Source organism: Candidatus Protochlamydia naegleriophila (assembly GCF_001499655.1).
Lineage (GTDB): Bacteria > Chlamydiota > Chlamydiia > Chlamydiales > Parachlamydiaceae > Protochlamydia > Protochlamydia naegleriophila.
This window is the reverse complement of the sequence record NZ_LN879502.1, coordinates 1,597,647-1,620,019: the sequence shown is the minus strand read 5'-3', so window position 1 is coordinate 1,620,019 and position 22,373 is coordinate 1,597,647. Positions and strand designations below refer to the sequence as shown.

17 protein-coding genes are annotated in these 22,373 nt (G+C 42.6%); 10 read left to right on the top strand and 7 right to left on the bottom strand.

The window, feature by feature from the left end; genetic code table 11:
- The 3 genes from infB to rpsA form a co-directional block, all read right to left on the bottom strand.
- Positions 1-2,769, bottom strand: coding sequence for a translation initiation factor IF-2 (infB, locus tag PNK_RS06770; RefSeq protein WP_059061137.1), 2,769 nt, complete (start codon positions 2,767-2,769; stop codon positions 1-3).
- A gap of 4 nt (positions 2,770-2,773) precedes the next feature.
- A complete protein-coding gene (gene nusA / locus PNK_RS06765; RefSeq protein ID WP_032125702.1) occupies positions 2,774-4,048 on the bottom strand; it encodes a transcription termination factor NusA in 1,275 nt (424 codons plus the stop codon).
- 684 nt (positions 4,049-4,732) lie between these two features.
- On the bottom strand, positions 4,733-6,472 hold the full coding sequence (rpsA, locus tag PNK_RS06760; RefSeq protein ID WP_032125701.1) for a 30S ribosomal protein S1: 1,740 nt from the start codon (positions 6,470-6,472) through the stop codon (positions 4,733-4,735).
- Positions 6,473-6,942: 470 nt separating this feature from the next.
- Here rpsA and PNK_RS06755 point away from each other — a divergent pair, with 470 nt between their 5' ends.
- Positions 6,943-7,722, top strand: a complete 780-nt coding sequence (locus PNK_RS06755) for an aspartate kinase (protein WP_032125700.1) — start codon at positions 6,943-6,945, stop codon at positions 7,720-7,722.
- 14 nt (positions 7,723-7,736) lie between these two features.
- The gene (locus PNK_RS06750; RefSeq protein ID WP_051981992.1) at positions 7,737-9,707 is read left to right on the top strand and encodes a hypothetical protein; all 1,971 of its coding nucleotides are present in this window, start codon (positions 7,737-7,739) and stop codon (positions 9,705-9,707) included.
- Between the two features lie 58 nt (positions 9,708-9,765).
- Here the strand turns inward: PNK_RS06750 and PNK_RS06745 are convergent, their stop codons facing one another.
- Positions 9,766-11,262 carry an MORN repeat-containing protein gene (locus tag PNK_RS06745; RefSeq protein ID WP_059061135.1) on the bottom strand — a complete coding sequence of 499 codons (1,497 nt, stop codon included), beginning with the start codon at positions 11,260-11,262 and terminating at the stop codon, positions 9,766-9,768.
- Positions 11,263-12,040: 778 nt separating this feature from the next.
- Between PNK_RS06745 and PNK_RS06740 the strand changes: the two genes are divergently transcribed.
- Positions 12,041-12,238: a hypothetical protein gene (locus tag PNK_RS06740; protein WP_059061131.1), complete on the top strand. Its 198-nt coding sequence runs from the start codon at positions 12,041-12,043 to the stop codon at positions 12,236-12,238.
- A 71-nt stretch (positions 12,239-12,309) separates the two neighbouring features.
- Here the strand turns inward: PNK_RS06740 and brnQ are convergent, their stop codons facing one another.
- A complete protein-coding gene (gene brnQ, locus PNK_RS06735; RefSeq protein WP_079992848.1) occupies positions 12,310-13,485 on the bottom strand; it encodes a branched-chain amino acid transport system II carrier protein in 1,176 nt (391 codons plus the stop codon).
- A gap of 163 nt (positions 13,486-13,648) precedes the next feature.
- On the bottom strand, positions 13,649-14,770 hold the full coding sequence (locus PNK_RS06730; RefSeq protein WP_059062374.1) for a branched-chain amino acid transport system II carrier protein: 1,122 nt from the start codon (positions 14,768-14,770) through the stop codon (positions 13,649-13,651).
- Between the two features lie 466 nt (positions 14,771-15,236).
- On the opposite strand from PNK_RS06730, the gene rpe reads away from it, so the two are divergent.
- From rpe to PNK_RS06695, 7 genes are all read left to right on the top strand, one after another.
- Positions 15,237-15,968: a ribulose-phosphate 3-epimerase gene (rpe, locus tag PNK_RS06725; RefSeq protein ID WP_032125697.1), complete on the top strand. Its 732-nt coding sequence runs from the start codon at positions 15,237-15,239 to the stop codon at positions 15,966-15,968.
- A gap of 115 nt (positions 15,969-16,083) precedes the next feature.
- Complete coding sequence (locus PNK_RS06720; RefSeq protein ID WP_059061129.1) at positions 16,084-16,638, top strand: elongation factor P; 555 nt, start codon at positions 16,084-16,086, stop codon at positions 16,636-16,638.
- A gap of 37 nt (positions 16,639-16,675) precedes the next feature.
- On the top strand, positions 16,676-17,503 hold the full coding sequence (locus PNK_RS06715) for a DUF924 family protein (RefSeq protein ID WP_158021735.1): 828 nt from the start codon (positions 16,676-16,678) through the stop codon (positions 17,501-17,503).
- A 48-nt stretch (positions 17,504-17,551) separates the two neighbouring features.
- Positions 17,552-18,061: an acetyl-CoA carboxylase biotin carboxyl carrier protein gene (gene accB, locus PNK_RS06710; RefSeq protein WP_059061126.1), complete on the top strand. Its 510-nt coding sequence runs from the start codon at positions 17,552-17,554 to the stop codon at positions 18,059-18,061.
- A 7-nt stretch (positions 18,062-18,068) separates the two neighbouring features.
- The gene (accC, locus tag PNK_RS06705) at positions 18,069-19,427 is read left to right on the top strand and encodes an acetyl-CoA carboxylase biotin carboxylase subunit (RefSeq protein ID WP_059061123.1); all 1,359 of its coding nucleotides are present in this window, start codon (positions 18,069-18,071) and stop codon (positions 19,425-19,427) included.
- 444 nt (positions 19,428-19,871) lie between these two features.
- Entirely contained in the window at positions 19,872-20,615 is a 744-nt protein-coding gene (locus PNK_RS06700; protein WP_059061122.1) for a hypothetical protein, read from the top strand.
- A 78-nt stretch (positions 20,616-20,693) separates the two neighbouring features.
- Positions 20,694-21,248 carry a hypothetical protein gene (locus PNK_RS06695; protein ID WP_059061120.1) on the top strand — a complete coding sequence of 185 codons (555 nt, stop codon included), beginning with the start codon at positions 20,694-20,696 and terminating at the stop codon, positions 21,246-21,248.
- A 100-nt stretch (positions 21,249-21,348) separates the two neighbouring features.
- On the opposite strand, the gene PNK_RS06690 is transcribed toward PNK_RS06695, so the two are convergent.
- Positions 21,349-22,035, bottom strand: coding sequence for an LOG family protein (locus PNK_RS06690; RefSeq protein ID WP_032125691.1), 687 nt, complete (start codon positions 22,033-22,035; stop codon positions 21,349-21,351).
- Between the last annotated feature and the right edge of the window lie 338 nt (positions 22,036-22,373).

Here is a 22,373-nt window from a genome sequence, read left to right as displayed (position 1 = left end):
TTATAACTCTTGTGAAATATAAGTCACGTCATAAGCTTCGATAATGTCGCCTTCGCGAATATCGGTGTAGTTATTAAGAAGAATACCGCATTCAAGTCCTTTTTGAACTTCGCGAACATCTTCTTTAACGCGTTTGAGAGAGGAAATCGTTCCTTTCCAAACAGTCTCTTGACCACGCTTAAGACGAACATAGTTATTACGGTGAATGCTTCCTTCAGATACTTGACAGCCTGCAATGACGCCTGCATGTGAAGATTTAAAGGTTGCTTTGACGATGGCTTTACCTTTTTCAGTTTCTTGAGCAATCTTCTCAAGCAAGCCAGCCATTAAGATTTTAATATCATCGATTGCGTGATAGATGATGCTGTGTAAGCGCACCTGAATGCCCAGCTGCTTTACTAAAGGCTCTGCATGGCTCTCAATTTGCGTATGGAAGCCTAAAATCACAGCTTTAGATGCCGCTGCTAACTGAACGTCAGATTCTGATACTTCACCGACACCGGTAAAGATGATGTTTAAATCAGCCTTATCCGATTCAATTTTAAGCAAAGCAACTTTAAGAGCTTCCAACGATCCCTGCACGTCTGCACGCAGAACCAGATTGAGAGTCTTTTTGCCTGTTGCAGAAGCTTGCTGTAAGATATTTTCCATAGAAACTTTCTTTTTCTGCTGCTGCATGAAGCTCGTTTGGCGAGCACCTACTGAACGCACTTCTGCAATATCGCGGGCTTCCTTTTCATTCTTCACAACGATGAACTCTTGTCCGGCTTCAGGAAGGCCTGATAAGCCTGTGATTTCAACAGGTGTTGAAGGTCCGGCTTCTTGCAGTTCTTTGCCATATTCGTCGTGCATGGTTTTAACACGGCCCCATAGTAAGCCGAATACCAAGGCATCGCCGCGCCTGAGTGTACCGTTTTGAACGAGAATAGTGGCAACAGATCCCATTCCTTTGTGCATTTCAGATTCAAGAACGGTTCCTCTGGCTCTCATTTCTGGATTTGCACGCAACTCTAAGACTTCAGCTTGTAGAGCTAGCATCTCTAACAATTCAGGGATACCTTCTCCAGTAACTGCCGAACAGTTGACTGTGATTGTCTGACCACCCCAAGCTTCTGGCAAAAGGTTTTGCTCTGATAATTGTCTATAGACGGTTTCCGGATTGAAGTTTGGCTTATCGCTCTTGTTGATGGCGACAACCATAATGACATTCGCAGCTCTTGCGTGCTGAATGGCTTCAATCGTCTGTTGTCTTAAACCCTCGTCTCCCGCAACGACCAAAACGACGATGTCTGTGACATCGGCACCTCTTGCACGCATGGCAGAAAAGGCTTCGTGACCAGGAGTATCTAAGATGGCAATATCGCCAACTGCAGTATGGCAGCGGAAAGCGCCGATATGCTGCGTAATGGCTCCAGCTTCACCGGCTGCACGATTACTCTTGCGTATAGCATCGATCAAACTAGTTTTACCATGGTCGACGTGCCCCATAAATGCTACGACAGGGGGCCTTAGCTGGAGCTGCTCTGGTGGAGAGTGTTGCAGCTCTTCGCGAATACTCTTGTCTGTAATCTGAATGCGCTTTTCTTCCGCTGTATCAATAGAGATATCGCAGCCAAATTCCTGTCCGAGAAGTTGAATGGTTGTTTCATCTTCCAATATGTCATTTAAAGTGACGACGATTCCTTGCAAAAAGAGCTTTCCAACTAATTGAGAAGCTTTTAATTTCATCTCAGAAGCTAGATCTTTAATTGTGATAGGCAGACGTACCTTCAGAGAAGTTGGACGGATAGTCGTATCTTCTTGGTATTGATGACGCTGCTTAGCTCTGCGCTTACGCCAGTGCTGATCGTCTTCTGTTGAGCGCAGGCCTTGTCTATCGCGTGCATCGAATTGACGTGTTTCTTGTTTACGAGCAGGTTTTACGTCGCGGAATTCTTTAAATTTCGCTGTTTTAATCCCTTTGCGGTCATCTTCCGCAGGTGTTTTGACTTCGTCGTCGAAAGCCTTGGCCTTTGGTTTGATTTTATTTTTATCGTTTTTGTCTTTAGCGCCTTCAGCCGATTCTTTTGAACTTTGGCCGGCTACTCCGGCTTCTGCTTTTGGTTGAGGCTGAGGAGGTGCTTTGGGTTTTAAGAAGTCTCTCATATGCTTGCCTGTTGGACCCAGCTTATCACGGGGTGGATGAACTTCGCGAGGAGTAACATGCACGTCTTTGCGGGGTGCATGAGGAGCTGGAGCGGATGCCGCTTTCTCCTTAACCTCTACTGGTTTTGGTTTTGGTTCCTCTGCAACTGGTGCAGAGGATTCTACAATAGCAGGTTTCTCTTCGGCTTTTTCTTCAACGACTTCTGTAACCTCGATTTCAAAAGAGCTCTTTATAGGTTCTTTTAAAAAATCTTCCCCGAAAATTTCCTGGCGAATTTCTGCGCTAGTCTTAATGCGAGGTTCTTCTTCCTCAGATTGGGCAGTGTCGATGTGTTCTAACTCTTCTTCGCCTGATGGCTCGATAGCGTCTGGCGTTTCTTTAGTTGGATGATCGGTAGAAGACTCCGCAAAAGCTGACTTAGAGCGAGCTCGAATCCGAGGAGCTTCTTCTTTTGGCAATTCTTCTGCTTCAGCTTTAGCTGTTTTAGGAGCAGATTTAGCTGGAGAAGCCTTTTTAGAAGCATCCTCTTCTTTTTTCTTCGCCAATTTGCTTTTCAAACCGGTTAAATTAATGGCTTCGGCAATTTGGGCGTTTTTGATGTTCAATTTAAGATTCTTGGCCAACGCTCTATGTCCTTTGTTTTCTTATTTGTTCTAAAATTTTATCTGCCATTTCTAGGCTGATACCGGGAATGGCTGCTAACTCTTTGGGAGTTGCTGTCAGAAGAGATTTTAAGGTGTTATAACCCGCATCGACTAAGTGGTCAAAGATCAGGCTGTTAATTCCTTCAATCGCTTCCAGAGGTTGATTTAGAGTTGGATCGTCTGTTGCTGCAAGCTCATTCCTTTGAATAGCCATGGCTCGGTTGTAGTCCGTCATGCGTTGGACTTCTAAGTCATAGCCAATTAAGCGACTGTTAAGTCGCGCATTCATTCCTTTTTTTCCAATAACGGCAGCAAAATCATCGTCTTCGACGACAATAGAAATGACATCTTCTTCTTCATTTAAGCTAATCTTACGGATTTCTATTGGCGATAAGGCGTTTTGCAACAGCTCTATCGGATCGTTAGAAAACGGAATAATGTCAATTTTTTCGTTGTGGAGTTCACGAACGATATTTTTAACACGGTTTCCTCTCATGCCCACACATGCGCCAACCGGGTCAACTTTTAAGTCGGTTGAACGGACGGTTAATTTTGTGCGGTAACCAGCATCTCTTACAATCTTGTCAATGAGGATTGTTCCATCGCTGACTTCTGGAACTTCCTGGACAAGCAACTGCTTGACAAATTCGGGGCTGCTGCGCGATAAAATGACTTCTGCACCGCCGTTTTCGGTGTCTTTCACTTCGAGCAGGAGAGCTAAAACTTTTTCACCAACTTGATACTTCTCAGTTTTGGGATACTCGCGTGTTGGTAAAATGGCTTCAACTTTGCCCAAATCGATAATGAGGTTGGAGCCTCTCACAAAACGCTTAACGGTACCGGAAATGAGTTCGTTAACGCGGTGGCGATACTCTTCGTAAATGACATCGCGCTCTGCACCACGCAACTTTTGGGTAATAATCTGGCGCGCTTTTTGCGCAGCAATACGCCCAAAATCTTTCGGTGTGACAACAACATCAATAAATTGTCCGATCTCGCAATCAGGATCAATTTCTCGAGCGGCAATTAATGAGATCTCTTGCGAAGGCACTTCTACGTCTTCAACAATTTCTTTTTCGCAGTAAACATCAATATTTCCAGTCTTAGGATGAATGGTAACTGTGACATTAGAAGCTCCTGATACGCTTTTACGAGCTGCAGCTTGTAGAGACTCCTCAATGGCACTAATTACAAGTTCACGCTTGATGCCTTTTTCTCTTTCTAAATATTCAAAGATTGCAATGAGATCTTTGTTCATGCTTAATGCCTCAATTCTGTAATAGATAAGATGTCTTAAATCCCTATTAACCTGATCTTTGGATTTTTTTCCTTCACTATTAGGCAAGAGCGATAGATTTCATCTTTAACTTTCAAGCCTTTCGACTCGGAGAAAAGAGTGCTATATCCACGCATGCCTGATCTTTAGGAAGTTCCAAAGGCCAGATCATAATGGACTTCTTGCATCATTAGAAATTTGGTCTTTTCTTTTCTCGATTTATTTTGTTGATCCGGCTGCCTACCTCCGGCAGCAGCCGGATCAATAAAATAAATCATCAAGAAAATTCAAAATTTCCAATGGTACAAAAAGTCTAATGAGAGGAAATCATTACTTAGACTAGCCACTTTGCAATTTTAACAAAATGCTATAAAGAAGAAAAAATGACTAGATCTAAGAAGACAGTGCCTTTTGTAGACACTATCGACCCTCACGTTTATCCTTAAAGGATTTTTTGCCAACTGTTAAGAAACGACCTAACAATGAGCAAGGAATCATTTAAATTTAAATTCTCGTAATGAGACAAGACCTCCAAAAGGAGGTCTTGTCAAAGCCCAAGCTTAACTAATCAATTTTCACCCTCTCCATCTTTCCTTTGCTTGGGAATTGCTAAAGGAACTTAGCTGGATTTAATTTGTCCAGCAGAGAGTGTGAAAGAGGCGAAGCCTACTCTTCTGATTCTTCGTGCTCAGATTGCTCTTCTTTTTTCTTGCGTTTAGCAGGAGTTACAACAATATCGTCGCGGTTATATTGATTTTGATCAATCAAATACTCTTTAATCGATAAAGCAATTTTCTTGTGCTCAGGATCTAACTTGATTACCTTTGCAGTGACTTCATCGCCTTTTGAAACAACATCTTCAACTTTTCCGAAAGCTTGATCAGAAAGTTCTGTAACGTGGATCAATCCTTCGATTCCGCTGTCTAACTCAACGAATGCTCCGAAAGCTGTAATCTTTGTCACTTTACCTTTTACCAAACTACCCACTGGCATTGTCTTTTCGATCGATTCCCATGGATTTGTGCTAAGTTGCTTTACACCAAGCGTAATTTTTTTGCTTTCTTTGTCAACAGACAGAATGATTGCATCAACGATGTCGCCTTTGCGCAAGACTTCAGAAGGATGAGAAACTTTCTTGATCCAGCTTAGATCAGAAATGTGGATCAAGCCTTCAACACCTGGCTCTAACTCGACGAATGCGCCGTAATTGGTTAACGTGCGGATTTCAGCCTTAACGTTGTGTCCAACTGGGTACTTTCTTTCAACGTCATCCCATGGATTGTGCTCAGTTTGCTTAATTCCTAAAGAGATTTTACCTTCTTCTTTCTGAACAGACAAGACGATCGCTTCAACTTCATCACCTTTCTTGACAACTTCGCTTGGATCAGTAATGTTTTTTACCCAAGACATTTCAGAAACGTGAATGAGCCCTTCGATGCCTGGTTCGATTTCGATAAATGCACCATAAGGAAGCAGGTTGACGATCTTGCCGTGAACGCGTGTTCCAGGTGGGTATTTCTGCTCGATTTGATCCCAAGGGTTTGGTCCTTTTTGCTTGAGTCCCAATGCAACGCGGCCTTTATCTTTATCCACGCTCAAGATCATGACTTCAAGTTTTTGACCTAATTGAACCATCTCAGAAGGATGCTTAATACGCTTCCATGTCATGTCTGTAATGTGCAAGAGACCGTCAATGCCATCTAAGTCTAAGAACACACCGAAGTCTGTAATGTTTTTCACAACGCCTTCACGAATGTCGCCTGGCTGGATATGCTCAAGCACTTCAGCTTTCTTGGAAATGCGCTCAGCTTCCAACAGTTCACGACGAGAAACAACAACGTTCTTGCGTTCGATATTGATCTTCAAGATTTTGAATTCGTAAGTCTTGCCGAGGTAGTCATCTAGATTCTTGATACGCTTGTTGTCGATCTGTGATCCAGGTAGGAAGGCCTCCATACCGATATCAACCATCAAGCCGCCTTTAACTTTGCGGATAACACGACCTTTAACGATAGAACCTTCTTCACAATGCTCGAGAATGTATTCCCATTGACGGAGACGTTCAGCTTTCTCTCTAGACAAGACAATCTGTCCATTATCATCTTCTGCTTGGTCGAGTAAAACTTCAACTTCTGCATCTAAGTAAACTTGAGATGGATCAGAAAATTCTTCAATAGGTACTAATCCTTCAGACTTCAAACCAACATCAACAACGACGTGATCTTTCGTAATTTCAACGATACGTCCTTTGAGAATGCTACCAGGGCTCATTAAAGAATTTTCTTCAACGGGCTGTGACTCGATTTGAGTTAAAAGATTTTTAAATAATTCTGCATCTTTCTCTTGAAATTGAACGTCATCAACGATGTTGCTCTCGTTCCAAGTGTGTTGAGGGTGTTTAGACATTTAAAGGTTTCTCCTGTTTTCATATAATGGTGATAGATTAACAGATGCAAAAGAAAAAAAGCAATCAAAAGAGTTGACGAATGGGGTATAAAATTTTAAAGGGGGAAATGGTGGGAAAATAGAGAGGTTTTGAGATTATTAAAGTGGAGAGAAATGTAATAATTTAAAATTATTTATGACTAGTTTTGTGAAGTATTCATTAACTTTTTTCTTGACTATTGATAGTCTTCGAAATTTTCAAGACCTTCAAAACAACTTTCACAGGAATTAAATCGCGCGACAAAATCTTATTTTAATAAAAAATGTATCTTGAATAGAAAAATAAATAACTATTGTTTATAACAATCGCATCGATTTTTTGAAGCTTGTTCGGTGTTAGTGCCTATTTAGTGGGCAAGATTCTAAGTTAACTAAAAAACGGCCTCTAAGACTTTAAGGCTTGCAAGATTTAACAATTATTGAAGCGATTTATGAAAACACTAGTCATGAAATTTGGCGGAGCTTCGGTTGCCTCTCCCGATCATTTTTCGCATATTGCCGATCTCATTATTGAAAGACAGAATCATTTTGCTAGATTGGTCATTGTTGTAAGCGCGATGGGGCAGACAACGAATCAATTGATTGAATTGGCCAATCGCGTTCATCCCAATCCTCCTCAACGTGAGTACGACATGCTAATTAGTGCAGGAGAGCGGATTAGTATGTCATTATTAGCCATGGCTTTGTGCCGCAAAGGGAGAGAGGCCGTGAGCTTTACAGGAAGCCAATCAGGGATTTTAACGTGCGCCCAACACACCAATGCTCAAATTATCGACGTGAGGCCGCACCGTTTAACCCAAACCCTAGAGCAAGGAAAGATTGTGATTGTGGCAGGGTTCCAAGGGGTGAGCTTGCATAAAGAAATTACAACGCTTGGAAGAGGGGGATCTGACACTTCCGCAGTCGCTTTAGGGGTAGCGCTTGGGGCTGAAGAAATTGAATTTTTTAAAGACGTTCCAGGGGTTTTCGATCGAGATCCCAAATGCCATAAAGATGCTATCTTGTATTCGCACCTTTCTTATCAGGATGCTTTAGAGATTGTGAGTCAAGGAGCAAAAATTTTGCATCCCCGAGCAATTAGATTGGCTGCTAAAAATGCCTTGCCTTTACACGTAAGATCCTTTATGTGTTCGTATGAAGATAATCCTGGAACTCGGATTGCCGATGCAGCTCGTGAAAGATCCCAAACTCCTCTTTACGAGTTAGCTTAATTAAAGTTGGTAGCATGACAAACCGTTCAAACTTGACCATTTCCACCTTTTTTGAGTCTCCTGAAGGCGATGGAGTAATCAATCAGCATTATCACGATATTATTCTGCGGACTTTGAAAAAGATTTTGCCGGCGGATTTTTTCGATCAGAAAGAGAATGAGGAATCCACTAGATCCCATCAAAGGGAGATTTTTCAGCAATTGATCCCTCTTATCACGTGTTCAGATGCACGTCAATTCCCAGGAAACTTATCTTTTTTTGCAATTTCCAAATATCGGACCAATTCGTTTAAGTTTTTTTTTGAGATGGTTAGCCGCTGGTTATGTCCGGGCAAACGGTTGAACGTCGTCTTAGTCTATGCCTCAGATTTTCGCTTAGCTGAGTTAAGTGACGAAATCTACACCATTTGCGAAGTAATGGTTAGCGTCGAGAATGAGGCAGAATTTGAAGAGATTCAAAGGCATTTTCCGATCATTGGGGCAGAAATTGCTTTGGGAATGCATTCAGAGTTTTATGCTCAGCGCATTTTAGAAATTAAGGGGCTTTCAGCCGATGATAAGACAGCCTTGATTCAAGGCTTTATCGCTTACTTGGTCAAGCGCTTTCCTGCCGTATATGATGCAGACGTGTTTAGCGAAATGCAGCATATCTTGGTTACTTGCCGGGATGATTTCAAGGCTATCCGGCAGCCACGTCACTTAAGCCGCATCATTAGCATTCAGTATCTTTTTCGCAAGTCTCTTCGGGAATCCATCAAGAAAAATTCCCATCGCCGCCATCTAAGCCTAAAAATTTTCCGTTCCTATCTACGCACTCCAACTGGAAGAAAAAGAGTTTTGAGCTTGCTTGTAGGCGTTAATTTTTTTAGAGATCAAGAAACGTTTGGAGAAAAACACTTGTTGAAGGCTATCCAACACTATATTCCCTCTGTCCAGGCTGTTGATCAATCTTTCTTTCTGAATAAATTAGGATCAGAAAATATCTGCATTTCTTATTTGGAAATAGAAAAAAAAGATGGAAGCGATTTTTCAATTGCCGACATTCGCAAGCTGGCAAAAGAGCTGCCGACCCATTTAAAAAATCGCATCGAACACAAGCAGCACCCAGTTTTTATGCCTCGCAATGAAGAGGAAATTATGCGGAATATGCTTATTTTAACTAATCAGATTAAATATTTACGCGATATTCCGCAAGTTTTTATTACTTTTGACGAGCAGGCGTATTCGCATCTTTACTTTACCGTCATTTTGGCTCGCGTGTTAAAGCCAAATAGCCGGTCCTTGCCCGACTTATTTAAAAATCTGGAAACCTTTGCAGAATACATTCCTGATCGCACGAAGGTCATGGGATATATGCGCAAAAAGTATCCAAAAGAGGCTTCTGTCTTTCGCTTGAAGATCTTAAAAGATGCCTTTTTGCGAGGCGATCACTCCATTGATCTATATAAAGCCCGCCAAACAGTTGTTGGAGAGCTTTCTCGCATTATCGGCGAAGTAAGAGATTATAATGGCGGCATGATTTCTAAACAGCATGAGCTTTTATCTGCCATTCGGCGTTTATTAATCGATTGCCGCGATTATGACGAATTGATGCTTGAGAATTTTTTCTATTCTTTATCACCTGTCGTTGTGAGAGCTCTTTTAGATCCTAAGGCTTTCAAAACGCTTTTCTTGATGCTTTTAGAGGGGATACGTGAGTATAAGCAAGAGGGGTACTATCTAAAGCTGCATACAGAGCCATACAATATTTTTGTTTTAGTTATTATTGAAGATGCCCAAATCAAGGACGTTATTAATCGAGCTCTTCAGGAGTTGCATATTCCAGCTACTGAGCTGGCTTACGCTTATGCCAAAGCTGGTGGAAATATGTGCATCGGATACATTTGCTGCACACAGGATCCTAAAAAGAGGGAGCAGCTTTTTCAGATCATTGAGCAGAACTTAAATGCATGGGAAATCAACCGTCTAAAGAGTGTCTCTTATTGATAATAAGAGCAGGCTTAGCCTCAAAGTATTTTGGCAAATAAATGGTTTTGAAGGCCTCTCATACATTGGTGAGGATCATCAGTGTTATAAAAGGGCTTTTTTCCTCCGAATCGGTAGATAAATATTCTTTTGCTAGCCTGGAGAGGTCGAGAGTTGGAATTTCTGGGAGGGCAATGGATTCGGATGATGTAAGACTTCCGTTTGCGAAAAGGCCCTGTTTTAACTGCCCGGTTGGAGAGCCGATCTGTCCCGGTCCATTGAGCAAGCCTCCTTCGAACGATCCTGCGAAGAAAGTTCCGTCTGGGAGGGTGATTTGACCAAGGCCTTGAAGCGCACCATTTTTAAACAAGCCCTCATGAACAGCCCCATCCATCAGTTCAATTCGGCCAATTCCGTTCAGTTCTCCATCAATAAAAAAACCTTGTGCCGTTCTTTGATCGGCGTAGGTGATGGTTGCCGGGCCGTTTAACTCTCCTTGTTTAAAGAATCCTTCTAGCCGAGGCCCTCTTTTGTACGTAATTTGGCCAAGACCCTCAAGCATTCCAGCTTTAAATTCCCCTTCCAAGAAGATGTCATCATCACCGTAGGTGGTTGTGCAGCCGGGGCCCTCTAACAAATGATTCTTAAACGTTCCAGTTAGGGTGCGATCGGCATAAACCATCTCTCCTGAGATCAATTCGTCTGCTTTAAAGCAACCATTAAGATAATGAGGAGACTGAGTAGATGATTGGTGCCGGGGGACGATGATTTCTCCCTTACCTTCCAGCATGCCGTCTGCGAATAGTCCTTTTCTTATCATTCCATCTTTATAAGCCACTTTTCCAAAACCGTTCAATTTGTGGTTGTGAAAGGTTCCTTCAATTATTTCTCCATCCGCATATGAAGCTATTCCTTCGACTAGATTTCCATTGGTAAAATGACCGCTTGCTTCAGTTTGGCAATCGCCATAAAAGACAGATCCTTCCCCGTTCAACTCGCCTTTTTCAAACAGTCCTTTTATCGTGGTTCCATCAGGATAGAGAAGGCTGCCCTGAAAGCTGGAAGAAAGCTGGGAAGGTGAAAGAGGTGCGTTTTCTGTCGGCAAGATCGATCCTTCAAAAGAGATTCCTTCTGGAAGGGTTAGTTTGAGGGCGACTCGAGGCTCTGGAATGGCTTGCTCGCGATCGCTAATGCTTTCGATCACTGAAGTTGGGACTGGGATTTGAGGAAAGCATAGATTGGATGAGGCAGAGTCATCGGGTTCTCTTGGAAAGGCCGCTCGCGATTCGTTAGGATGTTCACTGAAGTTTTGATGAGATAGGCGAAGGGTGCCAGGGGGGGAAGAGATTATTTGAGTGAAAAGGGTTTGAGTAGTTGATGGCTCGCTTTGAGGGACTTTAGTAAATGTGCGGTATTTTAATGACTTACTATAGATCGCAAGAGTTAAAGATAAAAGCGCTAGGGTTGCGATTGACAGTAACAATAAAGCTCGTTCACTTGAGAAAAAAGATCGGGACGTTTTTTGAGCAATCTGTTGGGTAAAAGGAAGCAAGCTAAAAGGGGGGAGGACAATCATGCCTAGTCGTTTTTTTTAAATTTTTTACTTAGGATTTTAGGGGGTGTGGCCAATAAAGTCAAATGGGTTCTCCATTCTTTCGATTGCTTCTATTGATGTATGAAGGGATTAAGTGAAATTGATAACACAAAAAAAGCCCTATGCTAGGTTGAGACGATAGGTGTGGATTAATCATGTTTAACCGCGTATTCAATTGTATTTAGGCGATTGCTTAAATTCATCCAAAATAATTTTTTTAGAGGGGTTGTTAGGGTTGTTATAGTTAATAAGTTAGAAGGGCACATTTTATTTCTCACTGGGATTTAGAAAGGATGCATCTCATTGATGCATTGGATGTTTTAGCAGAGCTAAAGCCAAATGAGAAAATTCGAGTTGTTGATAAAATCTAGGGGAAAATCGCTTCAGATACGCGCCATAGCCATTCTCATTTAATAGCCGGATTGCGCTCATACTCTGCTGATTGCTGGGTGCCAACTCTTAGCGTCATTTCACAAGTCTTCGAAAAAAGTTTGTCGTACGCCTATCTATTATGTGAAATAGTTAGAGAGCCGGAACTTTCTCAGCATCACAAAGAAAGTCTAGAAGCAATGGCGAGGTTCCATTCTCTTTTGCCGCGGGCCTTGGAAAAATTTCAGCAGCTTGGAGACTTTGATGCGTATTAGGTCAAGGCTTATTGAAGGAAATAGATCTGAAGATAAGGACTCTTGTGCCTATAAGGAAGAGATTGCCGAGAGGGCAATAGAAGGCACTTCCACACTGCATTTGGTTTAAAATTTCTATGAATGTCGGTCGCTTGCAAGAGCAAGATCAAAGTTCCTGGAATGAGTTGGTTGATGAACGTGAATGGACAGTCATTCACTCGAGCTTGATGGGCTTGCCTGTTGAAGAAGCTGTGCGAAGTTTAAAGTTGCCAAGGCTGCTTTCATTTACTCCTTTTCTGCCAAGCATTGACGAGGAAAATGAAGATAATTATTAGATAGGCGGCCAGATTTGTTTAAGAATAAAAGCCTTCCCCAGGGCATTATGCCTTGGGGAAGAGAGGCATTTTTATAGGTGAAAAACGTAGTGAAAGAAGGAGAGAGCAAAAGCACCAAAAACGGGAGCTCGAACGGGTTTGAAGTGAAAGAGCTTGTAAGCGATGTTGACTATGCTGAGGACGATTAGCCCAGGATAGCATACCTCTAAGATCGGCGCCAGGAAAGCAATAATGCCAGTAAAGTCGAGCGTCGAAATCACAAATGATACGGCAAGCGTGATAAATAAAGAGGCATGATAAGAAAGTTTTTCTTGCGAGACATCAAGGTGAAGATATTCGGCGAATACAGCGGCCAAGGCAATGGCTGTTGTCAAGCAAGCCAAAGCAACGGCTATAGAGGCAATGATTCCGGCATAAGGACCCAATATCTGGTGCGAAAGTGTTGCTAAAATGAGATCTTTCGAGACTCCTGCCAATGTTTCACTATTGAAAGCAGCCACATAACTAAATCCAACGTAGATGAAGGCGAGTAAAGAAGCTCCAATGCAGCTAGCCTTGAGCGTTTGGATAATCATCTTTTTGTAGTTCACATGTTCGTGCTCGCTTGGCTCTGTTCCTCTTTTTAAGCATGCCAGTACGACGGAGCAAAAGAAAAAGGCACCTAAAAGATCCATTGTCTGATAGCCTTCCTGCAGCCCTTTAAAAAAAATCTCGGCTGGCTGGTGAGAAGTCGTTGGGAGAGTTGTTGCTTCTGAAAATCCTTTGACGATGATGAAGCATAAAGAGAATAATAGGAAGGGGGTTAAAACATATCCCAATACATCGATAATGTTATTTTTGCGCACTGTAAAAAAATAAATGAGCGCGCAAGAAATTAAACTAAAGGGAATTAAGCTGATATCCGGAAGATAAAGTTTGATCGTTGAAAATGAAAGGGCTATGCAGCGCGGCAGGGCGCCAAAAGGGCCAATGAGCCCCATAATCACCAACGCGATCAAAAATCCTGGCGTTTTCCCTAGCCGGCCAAAAAATAAACGGTAGTTTCCATCAAAAAGTGTCATGGCAACTAATCCTAAAAAAGGGACGCCAACAGCGGTTAATAAAAGTCCTAGAATGGCATAAATATTCTGATCTTGTGCATATTGGCCCAAAGCGAGAGGGAATACAACATTGCCAGCTCCAAAAAACATGGAGAACATCGCAAGCCCGGTTGCTAATGTATTGGATTTGGGCGAGGGTTTTTTCATAACCTTCCTTTGCTTTTTTTAAAAGTCGACTTGTTTAACTAATTGTTAAAAAATTATATATAACTAATTTTATTTAGGCAACCTGTTAATTTGTTTGGATTAAAAACAAACTAACAAGTTGGGTTAGGATTTGATTAGTTGACATAGTTGATTTGAACCATGTCTACCACTCGGAGGCTTTTAAATCGGCCGCTTTATACCAGCAATAGGCGATATTGGCGATGGTAAAGGCGATCAAGGCGGGATAGGCAACTTGGAGCAACGGGGCCAAGAGAGAGACGATGCCTGTAAATTCCAAAGTCGAGACGGTATATCCAGTCAGAAGGGTTAAAAGGAGTGCCTGGACATAGGAGATGCGGTTGTTTAAGGTTTTTTGCAGGAATTCGGCAAACACTGTTGCTAGAGCAATTGCTGTCGTTAAACAGGCCAAAGCAATTGTCATAGAGGCAACGATACCTGCATAAGGGCCTAATATGTTGAGAGTCAATGCTCCTAGTAGTTCACCCTGATTGTGTTGGCTTAGACTTGCTGAATGGTAAGCGGCAACGTAGCTAAAGCCAATATAAACGAGGGAGAGCAGGAGGCCGCCTATGCAGCTGGCTTTTAGGGCGATTTGGAAGAGGTAAGGTTCTTGCTTCGGATCGTTAGTCGCCAGATCTTGTTTTAATCCGCTAAAGATGATGGAAGAAAAGAAGAAGGAGGCTAAGAGGTCCATGGTATTGTAGCCTTCTATCAAGCCGTGCACGAACGCATCGCTTTTACTAAAAGTAGAAGCTTCGAGCGTTGAAGTCGAGGAGAGCCCCATGACGACGATGGTAAATAGGCTGAGGAGCAAAAGAGGGGTCAAAAAGTAGCCGAGCAGTCCTAAAATGCGATTTTTTTTCACTGTGCATGCAAAGATCAATAAGCAGGCTGCAACGCTAAAGGCTCCAAACGAAAGTGAAGGAATCGACAATTTTAAAGTCGCGTGGGAAAGGGCGATGCAGCGGGGGAGTCCGCCGAAAGGGCCGATGAGTAGCATGATGGCGGCAGAGAGTAAAAAGCCTGGTATGCGGCCTAAACGGGCAAAAAAGCGCTGATAGCTTCCCTGGAACAGGAAAATTGCTAATAAGCCGAGAAAGGGGACGCCAACAGCTGTTAATAAAAGGCCTGCGATTGCATAGGGAGTTTCCTGGCGGGCCACTTGGCCGATGACTAGAGGAAAGACGACATTGCCGGCGCCAAAAAACATTGAAAACATGGCCAGTCCGGTAGATAATACACGTGAATGGGAAACTGAAAACATAAAACTCTCAATTAATTCAAAATTTAATAAACATAATAATCTGATGGCCATGAACAATGTTCATGCTATAAAGCTTCAAGGTTCTATGGATTGGCCTCGATAGGCTTTTAAATTGGGAGGAGAAAAATGAAAGCAAGCAAAATGGAATGTGCGCTTAGCGCACAATAATAATTGCGACGAGGGTAGAGATATTAGTAAAACTAGGAATTTGATACATTTGAATTGACTATTAAGTTTTCTGCATCATAGCATAGATGCTATATTTTTTTTAGTCAAATCATATGAACAAAGTATGTGCAAAATTAATTGTTAATTTTTTATTTGCTTTGGATTTTAAAAAGGATGATCATCCCTGTTTTAGGTAATCGGTGAAGAACATGCTCAAGTTAAAGAAGAAAACCTAGCTTGACTTTTGATTTACTATCGCGGTATGAACTAAGGAAACTTGAGAGAAAACGGACAAATCATGAAAAAACAACCACAAGCTGTAAAAATTGCTCCTTCCATTTTAGCAGGAGACTTTGGACATTTAGCCGACGAGGCTAAGCGTGTCGAACAAGCAGGGGCCGATTCTTTACATCTTGATATCATGGATGGACACTTCGTTCCAAACCTGACGATGGGGTCACAAGCCGTTGCAGCGATCAATCGCGCGACCGATCTCTTTTTAGATGTCCACTTGATGATTTATAATCCCTTTGACTATATAGAAAGATTTGTTGAGGCTGGTGCTGATAGTATCACCTTTCACATCGAAGCGACAGAAGATGTTGAAGAGACTTTAGCTTATATACGTAAGTGCAATATCCGAGCTGGTTTAGCATTTAATCCAGAAACCTCCCTATCGTTGATTCCCAAATATTTGGATAAGTGTGATATGATTCTTTTGATGACCGTCAATCCAGGATTTGGTGGTCAGGAATTCATTGAAGAGGTGCTGGATAAGGTCAAGTTTACCCGCGATCTGTGTAATCGGCTCAATATCCGTGCCGGCGGAATAACTCCTAAGAGCGGCCATGCAGCTGAGAATCAATTGCCTCCTTTTGACATACAAGTGGACGGCGGGGTAACAAATCAGAATGTTAGACGATGTGTCGAAGCGGGTGCCAATGTGCTTGTAGCGGGAACGAGCCTTTTTAAAGCTCCAAACTTAAGTGATGCCGTGAAAGAGATGCGCTCAATTGCTGAGGGACATTAAAACCCTGCTTGCTACCTATGAATGGGAAGATTCGAATTATGGTTGACTATCCTTCATAGATTTTTGGCTTAAAAGCTGAAGAGTTTCTATTACATAACAGATAATTGTAGGAATTATGGCGACAAGTAATCAATTGACTCCTGGAATGACCCTTTCCCTCAACAACAAGTTGTATCGTGTTGAGTCGAGTGTGAAGGTGACGATTCCCAAAGGAACTCCGTTTATTAAAGCTAAGCTGAAAGATCTTAGCTCGAATGAAATCGTGGAGAAAAGTTTTAAGCTTAATCAGCCCATCAAAGATGTGTCTTTGATTGAAAGGCGTCTAGAGTTTCTTTATCCCGAAGGGGAAGAATTTCTTTTTTTAGATGTTGTCAATTTAGATCAAGTGCTTGTGCCATCCCAGATCGTTGGTACTAAAGTAAACTTTCTGAAAGAAGGGGTGGAGCTCAAAGCCTTTTTTTATGGGGATACCGTCTTTGCTGTTGAGCTGCCTCAATTTTTAGAGTTAATGGTTGCTAAGACTTTAACAGATGAAGAGAGCGATCTGACGAGTGGAGCTAAAATTGCTGTTTTGGAGACCGGAGCTAAAATAGAAGTGCCCCCCTTCATTGAGACGGGCGATATCATTAAAGTTGACACTAAAACAGATGAATATATTCAGCGCGTCTAAGGATTCCCTCAGTGAACTTTAACCTAGGAGAATGGTGATGAAAACAAACGTGTTATATCCACTATTCATGGGCATTTTATTGGGAGTCAATCCGGTGTTATTAGCGCTTCAGACAGATGTGCCGCATGCCTTACCTGCTAAGCAAGTCTCAGCGCAGCAGCTTGAGGCGCAGGCGCCCGCAACGGCGCCTGTGCAAAAAACGGCGACTGTGCCTTTAGAGGCGCCAACGCCTGTACAAGCGGTTGCCATAGCACAGCTTGTTCCAGAAAGGGCTCAACAGATTCTAGATTTTTGGTTTGGGACACTTGCTGATCCGAGTACTTATCCATCCGAAAAAGCAGCTACCTGGTCTGGAGTAAATGCCGAGACAGACCGTATCATCCGAGAGCAATTTTCTTTGGACGTGCAGCAAGCGGCAAGCGGAGAGCTCAATGATTGGAGGACGACTCCGAAGGGGCGCTTAGCTTTAATTATTCTACTCGATCAATTTCCTCGCCATCTTTTCCGCAATACTCCACAATCTATGGCATTGGATGCAATGGCACGAGGACTTGCGATGGAAGGTGTGCAAAAAGGAGATGATAAGAAGCTCTATCCACTTGAGCGAGCTTTTTTTTACCTTCCTTTTCAGCACGCTGAAGATGCAGGCTTTCAAACTCTTTCTGTTGCCTACTACAGTCAACTGGTTGAGCAGTCGCCAGATATCATCAAACCACATATGCAACAATTTTTAAATTTTGCCCTATTACATCAGCAAAATATAGCTCGCTTCGGTCGCTTCCCACATCGTAATGCTATTTTGGGACGCGACTCTACACCTGAAGAGCGAGTTTATTTAAGCCAGCGAGGATCGTCACTTTTTTAAGATGAGGTCCGTTGTCACAAACTTTGTCAATTATAGAGGAAAACTGAAGTGGAATTAAAACACATAAAAGAACTCATGACCGTCATGGGGCGTACAGGAACTAAAAGACTCGAATTAAAACAAAATGAATTCGAATTGATTTTAGAGCGCCAAGATAATGGACAGATACGTTTAATCGATCAATCTTTAATTGAATCTGAGGAGCAACTGAAGCCTCAGTATTTGCAAAATCGAACCGACCATGCCCTTTCTCGTGGAGCAGAAATGCCAACCTCTCGCTATCCATCAGCGCCGGCTGAAGCTCCAAAACCAGATGTCAATAACATCTATGTGACTTCTCCAATGGTTGGAACATTTTATCAGTCTCCTTCACCAGATGACCCAACATTCGTCAAGGTCGGCGATCGTATCGATAAAAACACGGTTGTTTGCATTATTGAAGCGATGAAGGTTATGAATGAAATTAAAGCAAATGTAACCGGAGTTGTGGCTGAGGTGTTAGTGGAATCTGGCCAGCCTGTTGAATTTGGTACTAAACTTTTCCGAATTGTTGAGTAGTCTATTTATGCAAAAAGTTCTGATTGCTAATCGAGGCGAAATTGCAGTTCGCATTATTCGTGCTTGCCATGATTTAGGTCTCCAAACAGTTGCCGTTTATTCTCAAGCTGATGCAGAAGCATTACATGTGTTGCATGCGGATGAGGCGATTTGTATTGGTGAGGCTCCTTCACATAAATCCTATCTCAAAATTCCAAATATTCTCTCCGCGTGTGAGATCACAGGAGCGGATGCGATCCATCCAGGTTATGGTTTTTTAAGCGAAAATGCCAATTTTGCTTCTATCTGCGAAAGCTGTGGGCTCAATTTTATTGGCCCGGCTCCTCAGTCTATCGGATTGCTTGGAGATAAAGCCAAAGCCAAAGCGACTGCCAAAAAAGCCGGCTGTCCTGTGATTCCAGGCTCTGACGGGGTTGTCATTGACATCAAAGACGCTTTGAAAGATGCAAAAAAATTGGGCTTTCCCATTTTTATCAAAGCTGTTGCAGGCGGCGGTGGAAAGGGGATCCGCATTGCGAATAATGAAGAAGAGTTTACCAAGCAGTTTGCTGCTGCCCGTGCAGAAGCTGAAGTGAGCTTTGGTAATCCAGATGTTTATCTTGAAAAGATGATTATGAATCCGCGCCATATCGAGGTGCAAGTCCTCGGTGATAAGCATGGCAATTACATTCACTTGGGAGAGCGTGACTGTACGACGCAAAGAAGGCGACAGAAGCTTATTGAAGAGTCTCCAAGCCCTTCTTTGACGCCCAAAATGAGGCAGAAAATTGGACAGGCGGCAGTCAATGTCGTGAAAGCGGCCAATTACTGCTCAGCCGGAACCGTGGAGTTCTTATTGGATAAGGATGGCAATTTTTATTTCATGGAAGTCAACACTCGCATCCAGGTTGAACATACTGTGACAGAAGAGTTGACAGGAGTTGATTTGGTCATGGAGCAACTGCGGATTGCTCGTGGCGAAAAGCTGATGCTCGATCAAAAGGATGTAGAATTTAGTGGACATGTCATTCAGTTCCGCATTAATGCTGAGAATCCAAGCCATAACTTTGCCCCATCACCTGGAAAATTAGAGTACTACTTGCCTCCTGGAGGGCCTCACGTGCGGGTTGACAGTGCCTGTTATTCTGGCTACTCTATTCCGCCGAACTACGACTCCATGATTGCAAAGTTGATAGTAAAAGGAAAAACACGTTCAGAAGCGATTGCAATCGCTAAAAGAGCCTTAAGAGAATTCCACATTGGCGGAGTCAATTCTACGATTCCATTCCACCTTTACATGTTGGAAGATCCAAGATTCTTAAAGGCTGATTTCGATCTTTTGTATATCGATGGATTGATTGCAGAAGGCTGCAAATTCGAGAAATAATGATCTCGCCCTCTCAAGGAGGTCTTTCAAGACCCCCTTGAGAAATAGATTCTCTATCCAAAAACCACATCAATTGTCTTTCCATCCAGTTAAACATTCATCAGTTTTTGGTTTAGTTGATGCAAAAAAACTTTAACCATGTAAAGTGATCCTAAGCAAGCAGCGCGCGTACAACTAAGAACAGGACGCTGAGATAGAGTTATAATCAGTGGTTGAGAGGGACTGTTTCCTAATGGATCTTCTATCTAAACTATCAATACTGCGTGCTCGTTTACCATTTCTCTACCATTTTTAACTAATTTAATTTCTTTTTTTAAGTTTTTTAAAGCATCTTTATTTTCTCTTAATGACAATCCATCATATACTCTTTACAAATACAAAAGAGGTTGGGGTGCTTGGTTGACCATACACTCCAAAAAAATTACAGATAACTAGGGTAAGGTAATGAAAGTAAAATCAGTATGTTCTATTGCAACTTTTTTCATGATCTGTGTTATGAGCTTAGCGGCTCAAGATCAAGAGGGGGGGGATGCCATTCCTGCATCTAAAGAGCAGCCAGCTTTGGAAAATCAGTTGACGCAGGATGAGCTCATGCTTATTGCCGAGAAGCGTTTGGAAGAAATGCCTGAAGAGGCGAAGCCTTTGTTGCAGTATGCAGGCAAAACTAACTTTTACGATGAAGAGCATCTCTACCGCGTCCACAATGATGCCTATTATGCTCCTTACGCCATCTCTGGCTCGGGCGACATTATTCAATTACACGATGGTTCAAAATGGGCGGTTCATCCCTATCAAAGAAAAACTGTTTTATTTTGGGTGCAAAGCGACTTGATTTTTATTAAGCCCAAGTCTTCTTGTTTCTCCATGTATAGCTATGTGTTGCAAAACCGTACGACTCAAGAGTCTATTGAGGTCAATTTAGTTGGTTCGCCACTCTCTTCTTCAGCGACTCGCTGGATTGTCAACATCGATCCCTATCAGCGCTTCATTCAGTTAAATGACAATACCATTTGGCAGATTGATTCAAGTGATTATGCATTCAGTAAATGGCATATTGGTCACCAGATCATCATTGGGGTTAATAATTATTGGCGCATTGCTAAATTTCCGCATATTTTGATCAATACCAATCTTTATAATACTCCGTACAGCGAAGCCGAATTTATTGGTTTTCCAGCTGGTTATTAATGAGCAGGGAGGCAAGTATGGCTTGGCTTTCCATTATCATTTGCAATCGTTACATTTAAGCTAATAGGAATAATAATCGTGAATCCATTAAATTTTTTTAGGCCCGTTTATCAGCCCTTTGTTGGGCTGCAGCAAAATCGTTACTCACATCTTGTCAAAGATACAGTTGTGGCTGTTGCTGCGAGCGTCTTTGCTTTGATTGGAGCGCAAGCTCTGCAAGGACAGGCTCCTGGATTTGCAGCAGTCTTATCTGTTGTGCCTTGCATAGCAGGCGTCATTTGGTTGTTAAGAAGAAGCTCTTCTTCTTTCAGGCATGGACATCACCACCCTCTCAATCCGCCGGTAATTGTATATCAGCCCCCAGGCTATCAGCCACGTCAATTTACTCCGCCTGCTGCAGTTTATCCGCAACCTACATTTACCCCAAGACCTCAACCTCAGCAGCCTATGCGCCAATTGCCGCAAACCCGAGGTTTCCAGAGCAATGTAAATGATGGGATGCATCAACTGCCGTCGAGTCGCTTCCCGAATGTCGTTCGCGTTCCAGCTCATCAAGCCAATCAAATGCAGCCAGGTCATAGGCCAAATGGCGGAAATGAGGGAGGTTTTCAGCTTCCTTTTGGCAGGCGTTAAGCGGATGATTCGTGCTTCTTACTGCATTTTAAGCCATGCACAAGAAGGAGAGTTTAAGCCTACAGATGTCAATGCGAGGCTGCATGCAGCCTCGCATTGATTAGAAGTTTTTCAGGGCGCGGTCTCGTTGATAATGGCGCTCAATGCCATTTGCCACTTCTTCAGGATCATCGGTAATTTGAAACATATTCAAGTCGCTTGCTGAGATGCATCCATGAGACAGCATTGTGTCTTCCATCCATTTGAGCATTTCAACCCAATACGCTTTTCCCATGAGATAGATTGGAAAGGCTTTAATTTTTTTTGTTTGAATCAGGGTTAAGGCTTCGAAGAGTTCGTCTAGCGTCCCTACACCCCCCGGTAAGAAGACATAGCCTTGGGCATAGCGAATGAACATGACCTTGCGCACAAAAAAGTAGCGGAAGCTTAGGCGGTATTTAGGATCAATAAAGCGATTGGGCTCCGTCTCAAAAGGAAGGTCGATGGCAAGTCCACAGGAATGCCCCTTAACTTCCTGAGCCCCTTTATTGGCAGCTTCCATGATGCCAGGGCCGCCACCTGTGATGATTGCAAAGCCTTTGCGAGAAATGTGGCGGGCTACGTCTACTGCGAGATTGTAATAGATGGAGTCAGGAGCCAGGCGTGCCGAACCGAAAATGGATACGGAAGGACCTAGATTGGTCATGGTTTCAAAGCCATCAACGAATTCAGAAACGATTCGAAAAACGCGCCATGAGTCGTGAGTGAAAACTTGTTTTTCTACTTCGTGGTCTTGATCGTATGTCATATCTCCCTCTCTATCGTTATTTGAGCAAGGTTAAAGAGATATGATTTTGTTTATAAACTATCAAGGTTTTTCTGTAGAAAAGGGGCTGAATTTGAAATTAAACTGGTAAGATTCTTACAGAGGAGGTAGTTTTTTTCACATATTTGTGGGCAAATCGCGCTTTTTGGCTTAATATAGCGGTGCACGATCAATTTTTGCAACGCTAAACCTAAGCGTGGAAGTAAGTTATTGATTGATAGAATCCATATTGCAATTAGACGAACATGCATCTAGAGATTGATACGCTGAGTTGCGTTGGATAGGGGAGGTATTCGGAGGTTTCTTGATTGACAAGCCAG

Excerpts from the sequence above, each read along its gene's own strand:
- PNK_RS06715 (WP_158021735.1), top strand. The coding sequence starts at position 16,676 with ATGAAAACAAACGTGTTATATCCACTATTCATGGGCATTTTATTGGGA.
- brnQ (WP_079992848.1), bottom strand. The coding sequence starts at position 13,485 with ATGAAAAAACCCTCGCCCAAATCCAATACATTAGCAACCGGGCTTGCG.
- PNK_RS06730 (WP_059062374.1), bottom strand. The coding sequence starts at position 14,770 with ATGTTTTCAGTTTCCCATTCACGTGTATTATCTACCGGACTGGCCATG.
- PNK_RS06700 (WP_059061122.1), top strand. The coding sequence starts at position 19,872 with ATGAAAGTAAAATCAGTATGTTCTATTGCAACTTTTTTCATGATCTGT.
- nusA (WP_032125702.1), bottom strand. The coding sequence starts at position 4,048 with ATGAACAAAGATCTCATTGCAATCTTTGAATATTTAGAAAGAGAAAAA.
- PNK_RS06740 (WP_059061131.1), top strand. The coding sequence starts at position 12,041 with ATGAATGTCGGTCGCTTGCAAGAGCAAGATCAAAGTTCCTGGAATGAG.
- accC (WP_059061123.1), top strand. The coding sequence starts at position 18,069 with ATGCAAAAAGTTCTGATTGCTAATCGAGGCGAAATTGCAGTTCGCATT.
- rpsA (WP_032125701.1), bottom strand. The coding sequence starts at position 6,472 with ATGTCTAAACACCCTCAACACACTTGGAACGAGAGCAACATCGTTGAT.
- rpe (WP_032125697.1), top strand. The coding sequence starts at position 15,237 with ATGAAAAAACAACCACAAGCTGTAAAAATTGCTCCTTCCATTTTAGCA.
- PNK_RS06690 (WP_032125691.1), bottom strand. The coding sequence starts at position 22,035 with ATGACATACGATCAAGACCACGAAGTAGAAAAACAAGTTTTCACTCAC.
- PNK_RS06755 (WP_032125700.1), top strand. The coding sequence starts at position 6,943 with ATGAAAACACTAGTCATGAAATTTGGCGGAGCTTCGGTTGCCTCTCCC.
- PNK_RS06745 (WP_059061135.1), bottom strand. The coding sequence starts at position 11,262 with ATGATTGTCCTCCCCCCTTTTAGCTTGCTTCCTTTTACCCAACAGATT.
- PNK_RS06750 (WP_051981992.1), top strand. The coding sequence starts at position 7,737 with ATGACAAACCGTTCAAACTTGACCATTTCCACCTTTTTTGAGTCTCCT.
- PNK_RS06720 (WP_059061129.1), top strand. The coding sequence starts at position 16,084 with ATGGCGACAAGTAATCAATTGACTCCTGGAATGACCCTTTCCCTCAAC.